The sequence below is a fragment of the Kitasatospora sp. NPDC004289 genome (genome assembly GCF_053602875.1).
Genome location: NZ_JBSGEL010000039.1, coordinates 1 through 17,304, shown reverse-complemented (window position 1 = coordinate 17,304; position 17,304 = coordinate 1). Strand labels below are relative to the sequence as shown.

Sequence of the window (17,304 nt, the reverse complement as noted above, 5' to 3'; positions counted from 1 at the left end):
TTAGGAGCCGTCATGGCCCACGTGCTCGGTCAGAACCAGTACGGCAAGGCGGAGAACCGCATCGTCCGGGTCTACCGTGACTCCACCCGTCACGAGATCAAGGACCTGAACGTCTCGGTCGCCCTGCGCGGCGAGTTCGACGACGTCCACCTCACCGGCTCGAACGCCAACTGCCTGCCCACCGACACCACCAAGAACACCGTGTACGCCTTCGCCAAGGAGTACGGCATCGAGTCCGCGGAGGCCTTCGGCATCCAGCTGGCCCGCCACTTCGTGGACAACACCGAGCGCGGCGTGGTGCACAGCGCCCGGATCCGGATCGAGGAGTACACCTGGGACCGGATCAAGACCCCGGACAACTCGGCCCGCTTCATCGGCTCCGAGGAGGTCGGCCACTCCTTCGTCCGCAACGGCGGCGAGGTGCGCACCAGTGAGATCGTCTACGACGGCACCACCGTCTCGGTGATCTCCGGCCTCAAGGACCTCACCGTCCTGAACTCCACCAACTCGGAGTTCTGGGGCTACATCAAGGACAAGTACACCACCCTCCAGGAGGCGTACGACCGGATCCTCGCCACCCAGGTGACGGCCCGGTGGAAGTACTCCTTCGACGGCACCGAGGGCTCGGCCGAGCCGAACTGGAACCGCTCGTACCAGCACGTCAAGCGCCACCTGCTGGAGGCGTTCGCCGAGACCTACTCCTACTCGCTGCAGCAGACCCTGCACGGGATGGGCACCCGGGTGCTGAACAACCGGGCCGAGGTGGACGAGGTCCGCCTGGAGCTCCCGAACAAGCACCACTTCCTGGTGGACCTCTCGCCCTTCGGCCTGAAGAACGAGAACGAGGTCTACTACGCCGCCGACCGGATGTACGGCCTGATCGAGGGCACCGTGCACCGCGAGGGCGTCACCCCGGTCATCCCGGTCGCCTGATCGCCGAGCTGAGGCACCGTCATGACCGCCGTCCAGCACCGCTGCACCCCCCGGCCGCACCCGGCCGGACGGTGCCGGACGGCCCGCTCCGCCCGCTCCACCTGTTTCTCCACCCCCACCTACCGGAGATCGTGCTCGCCTCGCGGCGGCCGGCCCGGGGAGCCGGAGGAACACCCCGAGGGACCCTTGCACCGCCGTCCCGCCCTCGGGCATTCTCCAGCGCCACGGGCACGCCGGGAGTCACGAGCACAAGAGGGGCTCGACATGGCACTCCCCAACACCCGAACCACTGACGGCGGTTCAACCCCAGCAGGACCCGCGCGGCCGGACGGAGCGTCACCGAACCTCCCCGACGACCCGGCCGGCCGCCCGGTCCACCCCGTGGACGAGCTGCTGCCCACGGTGAAGCTCTTCACCACCGGACTCCAGCACGTCGCCGCGATGTACGCGGGTGTGGTCGCACCCCCGCTGATCGTCGGCGCCGGTGTGGGCCTGTCCCCCACCGAGCTCGCCCTGCTCATCTCGGCCAGTCTGTTCACCGCGGGCCTGGCCACCCTCCTCCAGACGCTGGGCGTCTGGAAGATCGGCGCACGGCTGCCGTTCGTGAACGGCGTCTCGTTCGCCGGCGTCGCACCGATGCTGGCCATCGCCAAGGAGCACGGCCCTCAGGACGCGCTCCCGGTGATCTTCGGTGCGGTGATCGTCGCGGGGATCCTGTGCTTCCTCGCGGCACCGTGGTTCTGCAAGCTCATCAGGTTCTTCCCACCGGTCGTCCAGGGCACCGTGATCACCCTCATCGGGGTGTCCCTGCTGCCGGTGGCGGTCAACTGGGCCCGCGGCGGCACCCCCGGTGCCCCCGGCTACGGCTCCGTGAAGGCCATCGGTCTCGCCGCGCTCACCCTCACCGCGGTGGTGCTCTGCAACAAGCTGCTCCGCGGCTTCTGGCAGCAGCTCTCGCTGCTGATCGGACTCGCGATCGGCACCGCGCTGGCCTTCCCCCTCGGGCTGGCCGACTTCGGGGCGGTCTCGGAGGCGAAGGTCTTCGCCCTGCCCTCCCCCTTCCACTTCGGCGCCCCGGTCTTCGAGGTCACCGCGATCGTCTCGATCTGCATCGTGATGATCGTCTCGATGACCGAGTCCACCGCCGACATGCTGGCCCTGGGCCGGATCGTCGAGCGCGAGGCGGACGAGCCCACCCTGGCCGCCGGCCTGCGGGCCGACGGGCTGGCCACCGCGATCAGCCCGGTCTTCAACGGCTTCGCGGCCAGCGCCTTCGCCCAGAACATCGGGCTGGTGGCACTGACCAACATCCGCAGTCGCTTCGTGGTCGCGGCCGGCGGCGGGATCCTGATCCTGCTCGGCCTCTTCCCGGTGCTCGGCTCGGTGGTCTCGCTGGTGCCCTCGCCGGTGCTCGGCGGCGCCGGGATCGTGCTCTTCGGCACGGTCGCGGCCAGCGGCATCCGGACCCTGGCCGAGGCGGGCATGCAGTCCAGCGCCAACACCATCCTGGTCTCGGTCTCGCTCGGGGTCGGCATCATCCCGATCGCCGCCCCGACCTTCTACGACGCCTTCCCGGAGGCCGTCCGCACGCTGATGCACTCCGGCATATCCGCCGGCTGCGTCCTGGCCGTCCTGCTCAACCTTCTCTTCCACCACGTCGGTGCGAACCGCCCTGCCCCGCAGGGAAGTCCGCACGGCGCGGCGTCAACGGCGACGCCGTCCTGAACGGTGCGGGGCGCACAGCGCTCACTGCGCGCCCCGCACCCTCCCCCCATAGGAGACACCATGGCAGTCCAGCCCCCGCCCGCCGACCAGCGGATCGTGATCGAGAACGTCGCGATCGCGACGGTCGACGCCAACGACACCGAGTACGCCCGCGGCCACGTCGTGGTGCTCGGCAACAAGATCGAGTCGGTCGGTGCGGGCCCCGCCCCCGCGTGGCTGGACAACGTGGTGCGCCGGATCAACGGCGAGGGCCACCTGGTCACCCCGGGTCTGGTCAACACCCACCACCACTTCTACCAGTGGATCACCCGCGGCCTGGCCCAGGACAACATCCTCTTCGACTGGCTGGTCGCGCTCTACCCGACCTGGGCCCGGATCGACGACAAGCTGGTGCACGCGGCCGCCCAGGGCTCGACCGCCGCGCTGCTCAAGTCCGGCTGCACCACCGCCTCGGACCACCACTACGTCTTCCCGCAGGGCGGCGGCGACATCCTCGGCGCCTCGATCGAGGCCGTCCAGGAGCTCGGCATGCGCTTCACCGCGCTGCGCGGCTCGATGGACCGCTCGCAGAAGGACGGCGGCCTGCCGCCGGACCACGCGGTGGAGAAGACCGAGGACATCCTGATCGCCTCCGAGGCGGCCGTGGACAAGTGGCACGACTCCTCCTTCGGCTCGATGCTGCACGTGGCCATCGCGCCCTGTTCGCCCTTCTCGGTCTCCACCGAACTCCTCAAGCAGTCGGCCGAGTTGGCCCGCCGCAAGGGCGTGCGGCTGCACACCCACGGCTCGGAGACGGCCGAGGAGGAGGAGTTCTGCAAGCAGCTCTTCGGCATGGGCCCCACCGACTACTTCGAGTCCACCGGCTGGCTCGGCGAGGACGTCTGGATGGCGCACTGCGTCCACATGAACGACTCCGACATCGCCAAGTTCGCCGAGACCGGCACCGGTGTCGCGCACTGCCCGTCCTCCAACGCCCGTCTGGCGGCCGGCATCGCCCGCGTCCCGGACATGCTGCAGGCCGGCGTCCCGGTCGGCCTCGGCGTGGACGGCACGGCCTCCAACGAGTCCGGCGAGCTCGGCACCGAGCTGCGCAACGCCCTGCTGATCAACCGTCTGCACGGCAGCCCGAAGGCGCTCACCGCCCGCTCGGCGCTGCGCCTGGGCACCATGGGCGGCGCCCGGGTGCTGGGCCGTCAGAACGAGATCGGCTCCATCGAGGTCGGCAAGCTGGCCGACCTGGCGCTGTGGAAGATCGACGGCGTGATGCACTCCTCGATCGCCGACCCGGTGGCCGCCCTCACCTTCGGCGCCCTGCCCCCGCTGGCCCTGCTGCTGGTCAACGGCAACGCGGTGGTCGAGAAGGGCCTGCTCACCACCGTGAACGAGGACAGGATCGCGCAGAACGCGGCCCGCGCCGCCCGCGAGCTGGCCTCGCGCGGCTGATCCCCCCTCAACTCCGGGACCGCGTCAGGGACGGCGCGGCACCCGGATCCACCCCTCGGGGTGGAGGCGGCCCCGGACTCACGGCGAGAGTCCGGGGCCGTCCCGTGCCCCCACGTTGCCACCGCACGGCGGGCCGTGCCAGGCTGACGGCCGTTCGAACGAGGCGGGAGGGGACCGGTGCGACTGCTCCGCATGCTCCCGATCCGCCTGCGGGCGGCGCTGGCCGCGGCCCTGGCCACCGCCGTGGTGCTCGGCGTGGTCACCTGGTGGGTCGGTGAGCAGAGCTACCGGGCCGGCCTGCCCCCCGCGAAGCTGACCGCGCTCAAGGACGCCGACGCGCTGGACGACGCCGTGCCGGCCCTCGACCGGGACCGGGCCCTGCAGTGGAAATACCCCCAGACCTCCTACCTGCTGATGCTGGCCGACGGCAGCTGGGCCCTTCACCACGCGGTGCTCGGCGACGTCGACGCGCTCCGCCCGGCGCTGCACCCGATGCCGCCGGCCGTCGACCCGAACGACCCGGCCGGCACCGTTCTGCTGAAGGGCCGCAGCGACGAGGTCGAGCTGCGGGTGCCGGCCGGCGTCCTGCTGACCATGCCGAACAGCCCGGGTGCGGACCTGGTCGGCCGGGACGTGGTCTTCCAGCGGCGCACCGGCCAGGTCTGGGACGCCGCGGCCCTCGAGACGCTGACCGGCCGCAAGGGCCTCCCCGCCCAGCAGGTCACCACCTTCGTCCTGGTGAACGACAACGCCGCCCGGGAGGACGCGGCCGCGGTCACCACCGCGCTGCTCCGCTACGTGCTGCCGCTCGGCTCGCTGTTCGTGGCGCTGGTCGCCTGGCTGGTGGTCGGCTTCGCGCTCCGGCCGGTCGAGGCGATCCGCCGTCAGATGGCCCGGATCGGCGGCGGCGACCTGCACGAACGGGTGCCCGTCCCGCCGTCCCGGGACCAGATCGGCCGCCTCGCCGTCACCACCAACGAGACCCTGGACCGACTGGCGGACGCACTGGCCGAGCAGCGCCGGCTGGTCGCCGACGCCTCGCACGAACTGCGCACCCCGGTCGCGGTGCTGCGCGGCTCGCTGGACGTGGCCCTGGCCCACCCCGAGCGGGCCGACTGGCCGTCGGTGGCCCGCACCGCGGTGGCCGGAGCCGAACGGCTGGAGCGGCTCACCGCCGATCTCCTGCTGCTGCACCGGGTCGACGGCCGGGCCGTCACCGACCGGCTCACCCCGCTGCACGACCTGATCACCGAGCAGCTCGCCGAGCGGGCCCTGCTCGGCGGGCGCCCGGCCACGGTGCTCGCCCTGGACGAAGTCCTGCTCCCCGCCGACGAGTTGCTGCTCGGCCGACTGCTGGGCAACCTGCTGGACAACGCCGAGCGGTACGCCGCCTCGCGGATCACGCTGTCGCTGCGGGTCACCGACGGCACGGCCGAGCTGACGGTGGCCGACGACGGCCCCGGGATCGCCGAGGCCGACCGGGAACGGGTCTTCGAACGCTTCGTCAGGCTGGACGAGTCGCGCGACCGTCAGCACGGCGGCTCCGGGCTCGGCCTGGCCCTGGTCCGCGGCATCGCCGAGGGCCTGGGCGGGACGGCCGCCGCCGTGGCCCCCGCCACCGGCCGGGGCGCCGAGCTGGTGGTCAGCCTCCCCGTCCCGGGGGCTGTCTCCTAGGCTGACCGGATGCGACTGCTGTTGGTGGAGGACGAGGAGGAGCTGGCCCACTCCCTGAGCCGGGGCCTGCGGGCCGAGGGCTACGCGGTGGACGTGGTCGGCGACGGCCTGGAGGGCCTGGCCCTGGCCGAGAGCGGCGGGTACGCGGCCGTGGTGCTGGACCTGATGCTGCCCGGGCTGAACGGCTTCCGGATCTGCCGGCGGCTGCGCGAGCGCGGCTCCACCGTCCCGGTGCTGATCCTGACCGCGAAGAACGGCGAGTACGACGAGGCCGAGGCGCTGGACAGCGGGGCGGACGACTTCCTCGGGAAGCCCTTCTCCTACGTGGTGCTGACCGCCCGGCTACGGGCGCTGATCCGCCGGGGCGCGGCCGGCCGCCCCGCCACCCTGACGGTCGGTGACCTGACGGTGGATCCGGCCACCCGACGCTGCCGGGTCGGCGGCAGCGAACTGCACTTCACTGCCAAGGAGTTCGGCGTGCTGGAATGCCTGGCCCACCGGGCCGGGCTGGCGGTGCCGAAGACCGAGATCCTGGACGCGGTCTGGGACCACGCCTTCCGGGGCGATCTGAACATCGTCGAGGTGTACGTGGCCGCGCTGCGCCGCAAGCTGCTGGCCGCCGGGGCCGGCTGCGGGATCGACACCGTCCGGGGCGTCGGCTACCGGCTGGCCGAGCGGCGTGAACTCCGTTGACAACTCCCCTGCGCTGACCCAGAGTTCCAGCAGCACGGCGAGCTCCGGGGGTGCGGCATGGGCGGCGGGGAAGATCACGACTATCCGACCGATGTGGACGAGGACGGGGTGACCGAGCTGGTCGTCCACGGGGTCGGCGGGGACGGGCCGGCCGAGGTGCTGGACGACCCGGAGGCCCGGCAGGTCACCGGCTCCAAACTGGCCGGGATCTGGCGCGGGCGGGACGCCCTGCCGTCCGGGCGGCACCGCGAGGTGTACTCCTGGGGCGGGCTGACCTCACGCTCCTGGGCCACCGCGCTCTGGTTCCTGCTGCTGCCCTTCGCCTTCGTCAACACGGCCGGCTGGATGGCCCACGGCGGGCCGCGCCAGGTCCGGTTCCAGCAGGCCATGGTGCGGATCATCGCGCTCTGCGTCACCGCCACCTACCTGCTGTTCCTCACCCACGTGCTGGTCGACCAGGCCGCCTGGCAGTGCCTGGCCGTCGCCAACTGCCGCGCCCAGCCGTTCTGGCACGCCCTCCAACTCCAGGACCGCCCCTACGTGGCCGTCGCGGTGGCCGCCCTGCTGCCCGCCCTGCTGGTGCTGCTGCTGCACGTCGGCACAAGCCCCAACCGCCGCTGGGAGGCCGGGGACGGCACCGGCGGAGAGAACGACCGCCCCGCCCACCGCGACCTGGCCCGAGCCGAACTCACCGACCCCGGCTTCTGGGAGGGCGGTGCGTACTCCACCCGCTACCGCACCGTGCACACCTGCTCGGCCCTGCTGCTGCTCACCCTGGTGGTGCTGCGCACCGCGCGCACCGGCGGCCGGGCCACCGGGCTGCTGACCGCCCTCGAACTGCTCACCGTACTGGGCCTGTTGCTGTTCGCCGCCGCCGCGCTCGGCGACCGGCCGCGGGCCCGGGTGGCCGGCGGCCGGATCTCCCGGCGGGTGGCCTGCACCTCCACCACCGTGCTGCTGGCCGCCGCGATGCTGCTCTGCGCCGTCCAGCCGAGCTCCCGCCGGGAGGGGGCGGCCGGGGCGAGCGGGGCCGCGATCGGCACCCCGGACCTGCTGGAGCTCTTCAACCTGCTGCTGTTGGTGCTCTACGCCGCCGGAGCGGCGATGCTGTTCTGCGCCTGGTGGGCCAAGAGCTCCGCCGGGCAGCGCGGCCTGCCCCGGCTGCCGCCCTCCTTCACCACCGTGGCGGTCAGCAGCGGCCTGCTGTTCGCCATCTGGTCCGGGGTGGCACTGTCCGCGGCGCACTGGCTCAGCCCGCCCGGGGAGAAGGGCGCGGCGGCGGTGACCCAGGTGCAGATCCTGCCCGGCTCCGAGGTGCTGGCCCGGTACAGCATCGACGGGATGGTGCTGCTGACGGCCTGGTTCGGCCTGGTCTGGTTCTGGCACCGGCTGCGCCACCCGGTCGGCCTGGACCAGGAGTTGGACCTCTGGGAGCAGCGCGGCGCGGGCCTGCGGCTGCGCGCGCCGGCCCCGCACCCGGAGAGCCCGCGCGGGCTCTGGCTGGCCGAGGTGCTGCGGCGCAAGCGCAACGGCGAACTGCTGCTGCGCCGGATGGAGGGCCTGACCTCCGGGGCGGCCGTCCTGCTCGGGGGCTCGGCGATCGCCTTCGGCATCTGCTACGCGCTGGCCTGGAGCGGCGGCCCCAAGCCGGACCCGGCCCGGCTCTGGGCCGGGCTGCCCGCGCCGAGCGCGGCGCTGGCCGGGGCGATCCTGGTTCTCGGTCCGGTGCTGCTGCTCCTGCTGGTCCGTCAGTCCCTGGCCGACCAGAACACCCGCCGGGTGGTCGGCATCGTCTGGGACGTCGCCACCTTCTGGCCGCGCGCCTTCCACCCGTACGCGCCGCCCAGCTACGCGGAGCAGGCGGTGCCCCAACTCGCCGAGCGGGTACGGCACCTGACCTCGCGGGGCGGTTCGGTGGTGCTGCTCGGCCACAGCCAGGGCGCGGTGATCGTCACCGCCACGGTGGCCCGGCTGGCCGGCACCGCGCCGGAGACCGGCGCCCGGCTCTCGGTGGTCACCTACGGCAACCCCGTCCCCCGGCTCTACCGCCGCTGGTTCCCCCGCCACCTGGCCGACGCCGCGACCGCCGACCGCCTGTCGCTCTTCCCCGTCCCGCCCGCCTGGTCCAACTTCCACCGCGCCACCGACCCCTTCGGCGGCCAGCCCCTCACCACCCCCGACATCACCGACGTCTGGCTCCCCGACCCGCCCACCGCCGAACGCCGCCCCGGCAGCGACCTCCCCGTCATCCGGGGCCACAACCGCCGCGGCTACGTCCGCCAGTCCGAGTTCGCCACCCACCTCGACGACGAGACCACCCGCCTGACCGGCCCCTGACGGCACGTCGGTAGCCTGACCGACGTGAAGCAGCACACGCACCGCAAGACCGACGGGCTGATCACCGCGTACGACCTCGCGTCCGGGTCCGGGGCCCTGGCACCGGCCGCCCGGTTCACGCCGACCAACGGTGACCGACCGATCGCGGTGGACTTCACCGCGGGCTTCCGTCTGGCCTGCTACACCACCTCGGACGCGGTGGTGTGCCTCTCGGCCGACAGCACCGAGCTCTGGCGCCACCTCCTGGGCCCCTGCGCCCCGCAGCACTACGTGCACTGGCCGAACTGCGCCTTCTCCCCCGACGGGCGGACGGTCTGGGTCTACCGGCCGGACGTACTGGCCGGGCGCGGGCCGGTGGACCGCTGGGAGGTCCTGGACACCGCGACGGGCGAGCCGCTCGACGGGACCGAACTGGACACCGCCGGCCACGGCGGCTCCCAGCACTTCCACCCGGCCGACGGCCACGTGCTGCTCGAGGTGGGCGAGGGCCAGGACGGGGCCGCCGTCTTCCGCGCCTCGCTGCGGGACGGCCGCCTGGAGGTGGTGCACTACCCGTGGCCCGACCGCTGCCTGATCGATCTGGCACCCGACGGCACCCAGTTCATGACCGTCGCGCACGACCAGACCGACGTCACCTTCCACCGCTACCCCGACGGGGAGGAACTGCTCACCCTCGGCGTCGACGACTTCGAGCCGGGCCGGCCGAACGCCGTGCTGGAGTGGACCGGCGGAGGCTACCTGACCGACGGGACCGCCGTGGTCACCACCGCGGGCGAGGACGAGGAGACCGAGGAGGAGTGGTACCGGGACCACCTGGTCGACCTCGCCACCGGGACCGTCGGTCCGTTCGCCTCGGGCCGTACCCACTCCTCCACGACCACCCCGCTGGGTGACGGGAGTTGGCTCCTCGGCGACCCGGACGGCCCGCCGGTCAGGCGGTGCGGCCCAGCGTAGCGAGGTAGGCGCGCCAGCCGCCGAAGCCGGTGATCTCCTGGTGCACGCCGCGCTCCAGCTGGCCGCGGGCGAGGAGCATCGAGAGGCAGGCCGAGCCGTCGGCCAACTCGATGACGCCGAGCTCGAGTTCGGCGGGCTCGCCGGGGAGGATGACGTCACGCAGGTGGGCCAGGTCGACGTCGTACAGCTCGCCCTCGATCGCGGTCTCCACCGCCGGGTCGGCGAGCAGGCCGGGGCACTCGTCGCGGATGGAGAAGAAGCGGTAGCCGGGGGCGGTGGTGACGGGGCCGAGCAGCGCGTCGGCCACCGAGGCGTGGAACGGGCCGCCGACCATGGCCTGGCCGTTGAAGAAGATGCGTGCCATGTGCGTGAAGTTCCTTCCGTGACAAGGCCGTACGGCCACCCCGACCCGGGGTGGCCGTACGGTTCGTACTAATCGGCGCGGCCAGTGCTCCAGCACGGCAGGCGGCAGGGCGGCCGCGCCTCGCTAGATTGGTGATCAGTCGAGCAGCGGCAGCGCGGGCAGGGTGAGGAAGTCGACGAACTCCTCGGCCAGCGAGACCTGTTCGAACAGCCGGGCGGCCTCGGCCCAGCGCCCACCGGCGTACGCGGCCTCGCCCAGCTCGGCCTTCAGCGCGTCCAGTTCCTCGGCCACCAGCCGGCGGACCAGCTCGGCGCTGGCCTTCTCGCCGGTGTCGGCGAGGACCACGTCGTTGCGGATCCACTGCCAGATCTGCGAACGGGAGATCTCGGCGGTGGCGGCGTCCTCCATCATGTTGAAGATGCCGACCGCGCCGAGCCCGCGCAGCCAGGCCTCGATGTAGCGGACGCCGACCTGGACGGCGTTGTGCAGTCCGGCCTCGGTGCAGCTGCCGCCCGCACCGGCGATGTCCAGCAGCTGAGCGGCCGTCACCGGCTCGGCCGGGCCGGGGTTCTCCTTCTGGTTCGGCCGCTCGCCGAGCACCGCGTCGAAGGAGGCCCGGGCGACCGGGACCAGGTCGGGGTGGGCGACCCAGGAGCCGTCGAAGCCATTGCCGGCCTCGCGGTCCTTGTCGGCCTTGACCTTGGCCAGCGCGGCGGCGTTGACCTCGGGGTCGCGGCGGGAGGGGATGAAGGCGGCCATGCCGCCGATCGCGTGGGCGCCGCGCTTGTGGCAGGTCTGCACCAGCAGGCGGGTGTAGGCGGCCATGAACGGCGCGGCCATGGTGACCGAGTTCCGGTCCGGGAGGATGTAGTGCTCCCCGGCGTCCCGGAAGTTCTTCACGATGGAGAACAGGTAGTCCCACCGGCCGGCGTTCAACCCGGCGGCGTGGTCGCGGAGTTCGTAGAGGATCTCGTCCATCTCGAACGCGGCGGTGATGGTCTCGATCAGCACCGTGGCGCGGATGGTGCCGTGCGGGATGCCGAGCGCGGCCTGCGCGTGGGTGAAGACCTCGTTCCAGAGCCGGGCTTCCAGGTGGCTCTCGGTCTTCGGCAGGTAGAAGTACGGGCCCGAGTTCGGGTCAGCCTCGCCCTTGGCGATCAGCCGGGCCGCGTTGTGGAAGAAGTACAGGCCGAAGTCGAAGAGGCCGCCGGAGACCGGCACGCCGTCGACCAGCAGGTGGGTCTCGTCCAGGTGCCAGCCGCGGGGGCGGACCACGACGGTGGCCAGCTCGGCGGCGGGCTTGAGGGCGTAGGACTTGCCGGCCTCGGTGGTGAAGTCGATCCGGCCCTCGTAGGCGTCGATCAGGTTGACCTGACCGCTGACCACGTTCTCCCAGGTGGGGGCGGTGGCGTCCTCGAAGTCGGCGAGCCAGACCTTGGCACCCGAGTTGAGCGCGTTGATGACCATCTTGCGGTCCGTCGGGCCGGTGATCTCGACCCGGCGGTCCTGGAGCGCGCGGGGAGCGGGGGCGACCTTCCAGTCACCGGCGCGGACCTCGGCGGTCTCCGGGAGGAAGTCGAGGGTGCCCGCGGCCGCGATCTCGGCGCGCCGGGCCTTGCGGCGGGCCAGCAGTTCCTGCCGGCGGCCTTCGAAGGCGCGGTGGAGGCCGACCACGAAGGAGACGGCCTCGGGAGTGAGCACCTCCTCGCTGCGGGGGACGCGCGGACCGGCGACAGTGACGACCGGAGCGGCGGAGGGGGCGCCGACGGGGTCCTGGTCTGCAGCCATGGGCAGAACACTCCTTGGACAGTTGAGCCAGCAGGGAGGCTCCGGTGGGTGCCTCCTCGATACCGACCCACCTACTGGCGGGTTCGGTTCTGTAAGGTGGAGACTAGTTTCCGCGATACAGAATTTCAACGGTTTGTTGAGGTAGATCGCCGGGACTCTACTCCTCCTCCACAGCAGAAGGGAACGCCGGTGGCCACCACCCCCGCTGCAGCACCGTCCGGGGCCGAGCGAGCCGGCGGCGGCGTCCAGTCCGTCGAGCGCGCCTTCCAGCTGCTCGAAGCACTCGCCGACTCCGGTGGCATCGCGACCCTGAGCGAGCTCTCCGCCAGCTCCGGCCTGCCGATGCCGACCATCCACCGCCTGATCCGTACCCTCGTGCAGCAGGGCTATGTCCGCCAGGACACCGCCCGCCGCTACACCCTCGGCCCGCGGCTGATCCGCCTCGGCGAGACCTCCGGCCGCCTGCTGGGCAGTTGGGCCCGCCCGTACCTGGCCGAGCTGATGGAGGCCACCGGGGAGACCGCCAACCTGGCGGTGCTGGAGGGCGGCGAGGTGGTCTACGTCGGCCAGGTGCAGTCCCGCCGCTCGATGCGGATGTTCACCGAGGTCGGCCGTCGGGTGCAGCCGCACTGCACCGGCGTGGGCAAGGCGCTGCTGGCCCAGCTGGACGAGCCCGAGGCGCGGGCCGTACTCGGCACCCAGCCGCTCCAGTCGCACACGCCGTACACCGTCACCGACCCGGACGAGCTCTTCGCCCAGCTGGCCCACGCCCGGGCCTCCGGCTACGTGGTGGACGACCAGGAGCAGGAGATCGGCGTGCGCTGCATCGCGGTCGCCGTCCCCGGCGCGCCGACCCCCACCGCCCTCTCGGTCTCCGGCCCGGAGGCCCGGATCCGGGCCCTGGAGGCACAGGCCGGGGAGAGCTCGCTGGTCCCCGTGATGCGCCAGATCGCGACCCGACTCGGTCAGGTCCTCGCCCCCTGACGTCAGGTCAGGCCCGCCCGGCCTCAGTCCGGATCGAGGTCGGGCGGGCCCGCCTGCGCCGCCGTCAGCTGGAAGACCGTCAGCTCCGGCTCCACGCCCACCTCGCGGAACAGCCGCGGCGCGGCGGCCAGCTTCGGATCCGCCCGGACGGCCTCCAGGGTGGCCTTGTCCCGCCACAGGCTCTGCACCCGCCAGCGGCCGCCGGGCCCGCGCAGCAGTTCCGTCCTGATCAGCCCCTCCGGCAGCGCCCCCGCCACCAACTCCCGGTACGACGTCACGAGTTGGGCCTCCTTGTCGGGGCCGACCACCCCGGAGACCTCGCTCAACACCTGTCCGGACATCGTCCTCACCTCCGCCAGTCCTCCACGCTACGCCGTTACAGTCTGTACAGGGAGTACGGCACTGAGCGAGCGGAGTGGACCATGGGTGGACGGAAGCTGACGGCCGTGCTGGCGGGGGCGGCGGCACTGGCCCTGGGGACGGCCGTGCCGGCCAGTGCGGCGCCCTCGCACTCCGACCTGGAGGCGGTCCGGATCGACGCGGATCCGGCCCCGCCCGGCGGCGTCACCACCGCGCACGGTTTCGTCGCCAACCGGGGGCCGGACCGGACCGCCTCCCCGTTCCGGGTGACGATCACGCTGCCGGCCGGCTTCACCTTCGAAGGCCCGTACTTCCCGGCGGACTGCCGGGCCACGGCCGGGCACCACGTACTGACCTGCACCTTCCCCGCCGGGCTGCCCCCGCTCCGGACCGCCAGCGCGAACGCCCCGGTCCGGGTGGACCTGGACCTGCCCCCCGGCACGCAGGCCGAGGGGCAGGTCACGGTGTACAGCGCGGACGACACGGACCTCGCGAACAACTCCACGCCGTTCACGCTCACCGTGGGCTGAATCAGCGGTAGACGCGGACCCAGTCGGCGGCGAAGTCGATCGGCGCGGTGCCGGACGGCCCCGGGTGGTACTTCCCGGCACCCACCGAGAGGTTGAGGATCAGGTAGGCGGACCAGCTGGACCCGACGCCCTGGTTGTCGGAGAAGACCTTGACGCCGTTCACGTACCAGTCGACGGAGTTCGCGCCGTAGTACGTGCCGATGGTGACCCACTTGTCGTGGCCGATCGCGGTGGCGTCGGTGAGGTACTTCTGGCCCGACCTGACGTGGTTGGTCAGCTCCAGCAGCGCGGCGTTGTCCGGGTGGTACTCGAAGGTGTCGATCTCCCCGTTGCCGTCCTTCCAGGTCCACAGGGCCGGCCAGGCACCCGCCTCGGAGGGCAGCTTGACCCGGGCCTCGGCGTAGTCGCCGGTCCGCACCTGGAAGCCCTGCGAGGAGTACTCGGTGGTGAGCAGCCCGGTGTCCCAGGCCTGCCTGCCGTTCTCCAGGGTGTGCGCGGAGGGCTTGGCCGTGAAGGTGGCCACACCGTTCGCGACCGAGACGCCGGACGGGTTCAGCCAGTCCAGCTTGTTGTCGTCGGGGTTGTGGTTGCCGTAACGGTAGCTGCTGCTGCGGTCGTTGACCCACTTGCTGCCGAGCGCGACGGGAGCGTCGAACTCCTCCGACCAGGTCAGCGCCTTGCCCGGCACGGGCGAACCACCCGGGGTCGGGGTCGGGGTGGGCGTCGGAGTGGGCGTGGGCGTAGGCGTAGGCGTGGGGGTCGGGGTCGGGGTCACCGAGCCACCGCCGACGGTCAGCTGACGGGACGGCAGGTTGTGCCAGCCCCCGTTCTGGTCCTGCCAGAAGCCGAACTGGGTGTACGTCCCGGCCGGCAGCGCCCTGGCACCGCTGGTGAAGGTCACCCCGCCCGGGCAGATCCGCACGTTGCTCGCGTTGCCGGGGAAGTCGAGGTTGCGCCCGGCGGCGTCCCGGACGCCGACGCCGAGGGTCTTGGCGGTGAAGCAGGAGCCGGAGTGCACGGTCAGGCTGGCCCGGCCGGCCACGTCCGCGGCCAGGGTGTTCGGGCTGAGCCGGTCCTGGGTGACGACGGTGACGGCCTCGGCCTGGCTGGCCAGCGGGGCGGCGGCGATCAGTGGTACAGCCACGAGGGCGGCCGCGCCGAGGCGCGCGGGAGTGACGGAGAAGCGCATGGGCAGGAGTCCTCTTTCGACGCCTGCGAGGTGAGCTGTCGGGTTCGGGCATGAGGGGACGCCCGGCCGCCCGTGAGCGGCTTCACCCCGAGTGCCCCTGCGCCGAGTGGGCGGGCAGGGGTCACGGACTGACCTGGTTCCCCCGCTCCTGCCCGTACTCGGTGTGGTCGAGTGACCGTCGACGGGCAGGCAGGACTCGGCGCCCCGGCGACGGCGTCCGCAGCTACACGAACTCCATGCAGGCTAGGCAGCTCCCCCACCGAGCGACAACGAGAGCTCCCTCACACCGACCGTCGGGGCCCACGACGGCTCCCACCGCGGGCCCCGACCGCTTCAGCAGGCGTTTCCGTGCGCTTCCAGGGTGAACCGGTCCTTGGGGGCGACCGCGTTCGGCTCGCGGACGCCGAACGGACTGGTGTTCCCCAGGGTGATGTTCACGTTGTGGAAGTTCGTGTAGTCGGCCGGAGTGTCCACCGGGGAGTACTCGACCTTCCCGCCGGCCGCCCGGATCGCTCCGGCCGTGGTCAGCTGGACCTGACTGTTCGGCAGCATCGCGGACGCCTCGGCGCCGGTCTTCCCCATCGAGCCGGTGAACACCTGCCCCCGGTCCTGGGACCGGGTGACCCCTCCGATGGCGACGACGTAGTCGTCCGGCACCTTGGAGCTCGGCGTGCTCGGGGCCTGCGGTCCGTTGCCCACCCAGCAGAAGCTGGTCTGCTGCGGCCGCTTCGGGCTCAGCAGGCCGAGCTTCTCGCCCACCCAGCCGGCCGCCTCCCCCAGCTTCCCGCCGACCTCCTTCGCGGAGTTGTAGATCCCCCAGACCGGGAACACCGCCCCGGCGCAACCGGAGCCGGCGTCACTGCCGGAGCCGCGGCCCGCCAACCACTCCAGGCCCCGCGCGCCGCAGTCGACCCATCCCGCCGCCGTCGAGGTCAGGGGGATCAGCCCCAACGCGGCGAGCTTGGTGTGCGCCACCTCCAGGTAGTCCGCGAAGTCCTCGTACTCGCCGGGGAGCGGAGTGAAGGGGCCGTACTTGTGGACCGTCCGGAGGAAGGTCGACAAGGTGTCCCAGTCGAGGTCCGGGTGGGCGGAGCGCCGGTCCGAGTCGCCGTTCCAGAACGCCTCCACGTCGCGCCGGTCGAACTCGGCGGAGACGGCAGCGGTGAGGGCGGCCCGGCGCAGCGCCTCGCGCATCACCTGCTGGGTCCGCTCGGCCGACTCGCCCGCGTTCCTCGCGGACTCACGTGCCTGCTCGACCGCGACCAGCGCGTCGTCGGCCGACGCCTTGGCCGCACTCGCGTGGTCCCGGGCCCGGTCGGCCGCCCCTTGCGCCCTGGCGGCACTCGCCGCCGCCTCGGCTGCCGCGCCGCGGGCCTGCGCGGCAGCCGCGCGCGCCCGGGCGGCCGACGCCTCGGCCTGGTCGGCCGAGCTCTTGGCGTCCCGGGCGTGGCCGGCCGCCTGGTCGGCGAAGGCCTGGGCGTCGCTCGCCGCCTGCTGGGCGTCGGACGCGGCGCCGTTGGCCTCGGCCGCCGCCTTGGCGGCGAGTGCCGCGTCCTGCCGGGCGAGCGCGGCGACCTGGGCGCCGGACGCGATCAGGCCGGCGACGGAGGCGTCGTGCGCCCGGGTCAACTCGTCCTGCTGGGCCGCCCGGTGGCGGCCCACCGCGAGGAAGTCGGAGAGGACCGGCCCCGGACTCTCGACGGCGACCGCAGCCGCGTTCCGGACCTCGGCTCCGCTGCCCGTCTCCACCAACTGTGAGGCCAGCACCTGATCGTCTGCGGCCCGGGCGGTGTACTGGCCACTGTCCAGGAAGCCCAGCAGTGACTCAACGGTGTTCGCCTCCAGGGCAGTTGCGGCGGCGGCCCGCACCCGTGGGCCGCCGGTCTCCATCAGCTGCGAGGCCTTCACCCGGTACTGGCTGAACGCCGCCTGGTGACGACCCGTCGTCAGGAAGGCGCTCACCTGCGCCTGGTCCCCCGCCAGCGCGGCCGCCGCTGCGGACCGGACCTCCGCGTACTCGCTCGCCACGGCCAGCCGTCCGGCTTCCGAGCGCTCGTCCTGGGCGGCGGCCTCGCTCCAGGACGACCGGACGTAGTCCACCACCGCCTGGTCGGAGCCGGCCAGCGAGGACCGTGCCGCCGCCCGGCTCCACGGGCCGCGGAGCTTCAGCGCGGCCACGGCGATCCGGCGGCCGTCGGCCACGACGGTCGCGTCGTCCGAACCCGGCTGCGCGGCTCAAGCCCTCCAACCTGATGCTGCGCAGCGACGGCGGGGTCACGGTGACCGACTTCGGCATCGCCCACGCGATGGCCGGCACGAAGATCACCACC

General features: G+C 72.7%; 14 protein-coding genes and 1 riboswitch. Of the genes, 9 read left to right on the top strand and 5 right to left on the bottom strand.

What is annotated here, in order from left to right:
* The first annotated feature begins 12 nt into the window (after positions 1-12).
* The 7 genes from pucL (at position 13) to ACWEPF_RS24730 (ending at position 9,759) form a co-directional block, all read left to right on the top strand.
* Positions 13-933 (top strand): factor-independent urate hydroxylase, encoded by a 921-nt coding sequence (gene pucL / locus ACWEPF_RS24760; RefSeq protein WP_345280252.1) that lies wholly within the window; start codon positions 13-15, stop codon positions 931-933.
* A 264-nt stretch (positions 934-1,197) separates the two neighbouring features.
* Positions 1,198-2,658, top strand: a complete 1,461-nt coding sequence (locus ACWEPF_RS24755) for a nucleobase:cation symporter-2 family protein (protein ID WP_452174209.1) — start codon at positions 1,198-1,200, stop codon at positions 2,656-2,658.
* 60 nt (positions 2,659-2,718) lie between these two features.
* Entirely contained in the window at positions 2,719-4,101 is a 1,383-nt protein-coding gene (locus tag ACWEPF_RS24750; RefSeq protein ID WP_452174208.1) for an 8-oxoguanine deaminase, read from the top strand.
* A 177-nt stretch (positions 4,102-4,278) separates the two neighbouring features.
* Complete coding sequence (locus ACWEPF_RS24745) at positions 4,279-5,775, top strand: sensor histidine kinase (RefSeq protein ID WP_452174207.1); 1,497 nt, start codon at positions 4,279-4,281, stop codon at positions 5,773-5,775.
* Between the two features lie 9 nt (positions 5,776-5,784).
* Positions 5,785-6,468, top strand: a complete 684-nt coding sequence (locus ACWEPF_RS24740) for a response regulator transcription factor (protein ID WP_452174206.1) — start codon at positions 5,785-5,787, stop codon at positions 6,466-6,468.
* Positions 6,469-6,576: 108 nt separating this feature from the next.
* Positions 6,577-8,805, top strand: coding sequence for a PE-PPE domain-containing protein (locus tag ACWEPF_RS24735; protein ID WP_452174205.1), 2,229 nt, complete (start codon positions 6,577-6,579; stop codon positions 8,803-8,805).
* Between the two features lie 24 nt (positions 8,806-8,829).
* A complete protein-coding gene (locus tag ACWEPF_RS24730; RefSeq protein ID WP_452174204.1) occupies positions 8,830-9,759 on the top strand; it encodes a hypothetical protein in 930 nt (309 codons plus the stop codon).
* Here the strand turns inward: ACWEPF_RS24730 and ACWEPF_RS24725 are convergent.
* Entirely contained in the window at positions 9,737-10,123 is a 387-nt protein-coding gene (locus ACWEPF_RS24725) for an allophanate hydrolase-related protein (RefSeq protein WP_452174203.1), read from the bottom strand. The two genes, ACWEPF_RS24730 and ACWEPF_RS24725, sit on opposite strands and share 23 nt — an antisense overlap.
* Positions 10,124-10,258: 135 nt before the next feature.
* Positions 10,259-11,911 (bottom strand): malate synthase A, encoded by a 1,653-nt coding sequence (gene aceB, locus ACWEPF_RS24720; protein WP_452174202.1) that lies wholly within the window; start codon positions 11,909-11,911, stop codon positions 10,259-10,261.
* Between the two features lie 189 nt (positions 11,912-12,100).
* On the opposite strand from aceB, the gene ACWEPF_RS24715 reads away from it, so the two are divergent.
* A complete protein-coding gene (locus ACWEPF_RS24715) occupies positions 12,101-12,895 on the top strand; it encodes an IclR family transcriptional regulator (RefSeq protein WP_380150508.1) in 795 nt (264 codons plus the stop codon).
* A gap of 23 nt (positions 12,896-12,918) precedes the next feature.
* On the opposite strand, the gene ACWEPF_RS24710 is transcribed toward ACWEPF_RS24715, so the two are convergent.
* Positions 12,919-13,236, bottom strand: a complete 318-nt coding sequence (locus ACWEPF_RS24710; protein WP_452174201.1) for a hypothetical protein — start codon at positions 13,234-13,236, stop codon at positions 12,919-12,921.
* 81 nt (positions 13,237-13,317) lie between these two features.
* Here ACWEPF_RS24710 and ACWEPF_RS24705 point away from each other — a divergent pair, with 81 nt between their 5' ends.
* Positions 13,318-13,785: a hypothetical protein gene (locus ACWEPF_RS24705; RefSeq protein WP_452174200.1), complete on the top strand. Its 468-nt coding sequence runs from the start codon at positions 13,318-13,320 to the stop codon at positions 13,783-13,785.
* A gap of 1 nt (position 13,786) precedes the next feature.
* Here the strand turns inward: ACWEPF_RS24705 and ACWEPF_RS24700 are convergent, their stop codons facing one another.
* Positions 13,787-14,974 carry a glycoside hydrolase family 16 protein gene (locus tag ACWEPF_RS24700; RefSeq protein ID WP_452174199.1) on the bottom strand — a complete coding sequence of 396 codons (1,188 nt, stop codon included), beginning with the start codon at positions 14,972-14,974 and terminating at the stop codon, positions 13,787-13,789.
* 6 nt (positions 14,975-14,980) lie between these two features.
* Positions 14,981-15,148, bottom strand: a riboswitch (cyclic di-AMP (ydaO/yuaA leader).
* Positions 15,149-15,307: 159 nt separating this feature from the next.
* The gene (locus ACWEPF_RS24695; protein ID WP_452174198.1) at positions 15,308-17,176 is read right to left on the bottom strand and encodes a hypothetical protein; all 1,869 of its coding nucleotides are present in this window, start codon (positions 17,174-17,176) and stop codon (positions 15,308-15,310) included.
* Positions 17,177-17,304: the final 128 nt, after the last annotated feature.

Coding starts and splice junctions, on each gene's coding strand:
- pucL (WP_345280252.1), top strand. CDS start 13: ATGGCCCACGTGCTCGGTCAGAACCAGTACGGCAAGGCGGAGAACCGC.
- ACWEPF_RS24755 (WP_452174209.1), top strand. CDS start 1,198: ATGGCACTCCCCAACACCCGAACCACTGACGGCGGTTCAACCCCAGCA.
- ACWEPF_RS24750 (WP_452174208.1), top strand. CDS start 2,719: ATGGCAGTCCAGCCCCCGCCCGCCGACCAGCGGATCGTGATCGAGAAC.
- ACWEPF_RS24740 (WP_452174206.1), top strand. CDS start 5,785: ATGCGACTGCTGTTGGTGGAGGACGAGGAGGAGCTGGCCCACTCCCTG.
- ACWEPF_RS24725 (WP_452174203.1), bottom strand. CDS start 10,123: ATGGCACGCATCTTCTTCAACGGCCAGGCCATGGTCGGCGGCCCGTTC.
- aceB (WP_452174202.1), bottom strand. CDS start 11,911: ATGGCTGCAGACCAGGACCCCGTCGGCGCCCCCTCCGCCGCTCCGGTC.
- ACWEPF_RS24710 (WP_452174201.1), bottom strand. CDS start 13,236: ATGTCCGGACAGGTGTTGAGCGAGGTCTCCGGGGTGGTCGGCCCCGAC.
- ACWEPF_RS24705 (WP_452174200.1), top strand. CDS start 13,318: ATGGGTGGACGGAAGCTGACGGCCGTGCTGGCGGGGGCGGCGGCACTG.
- ACWEPF_RS24700 (WP_452174199.1), bottom strand. CDS start 14,974: ATGCGCTTCTCCGTCACTCCCGCGCGCCTCGGCGCGGCCGCCCTCGTG.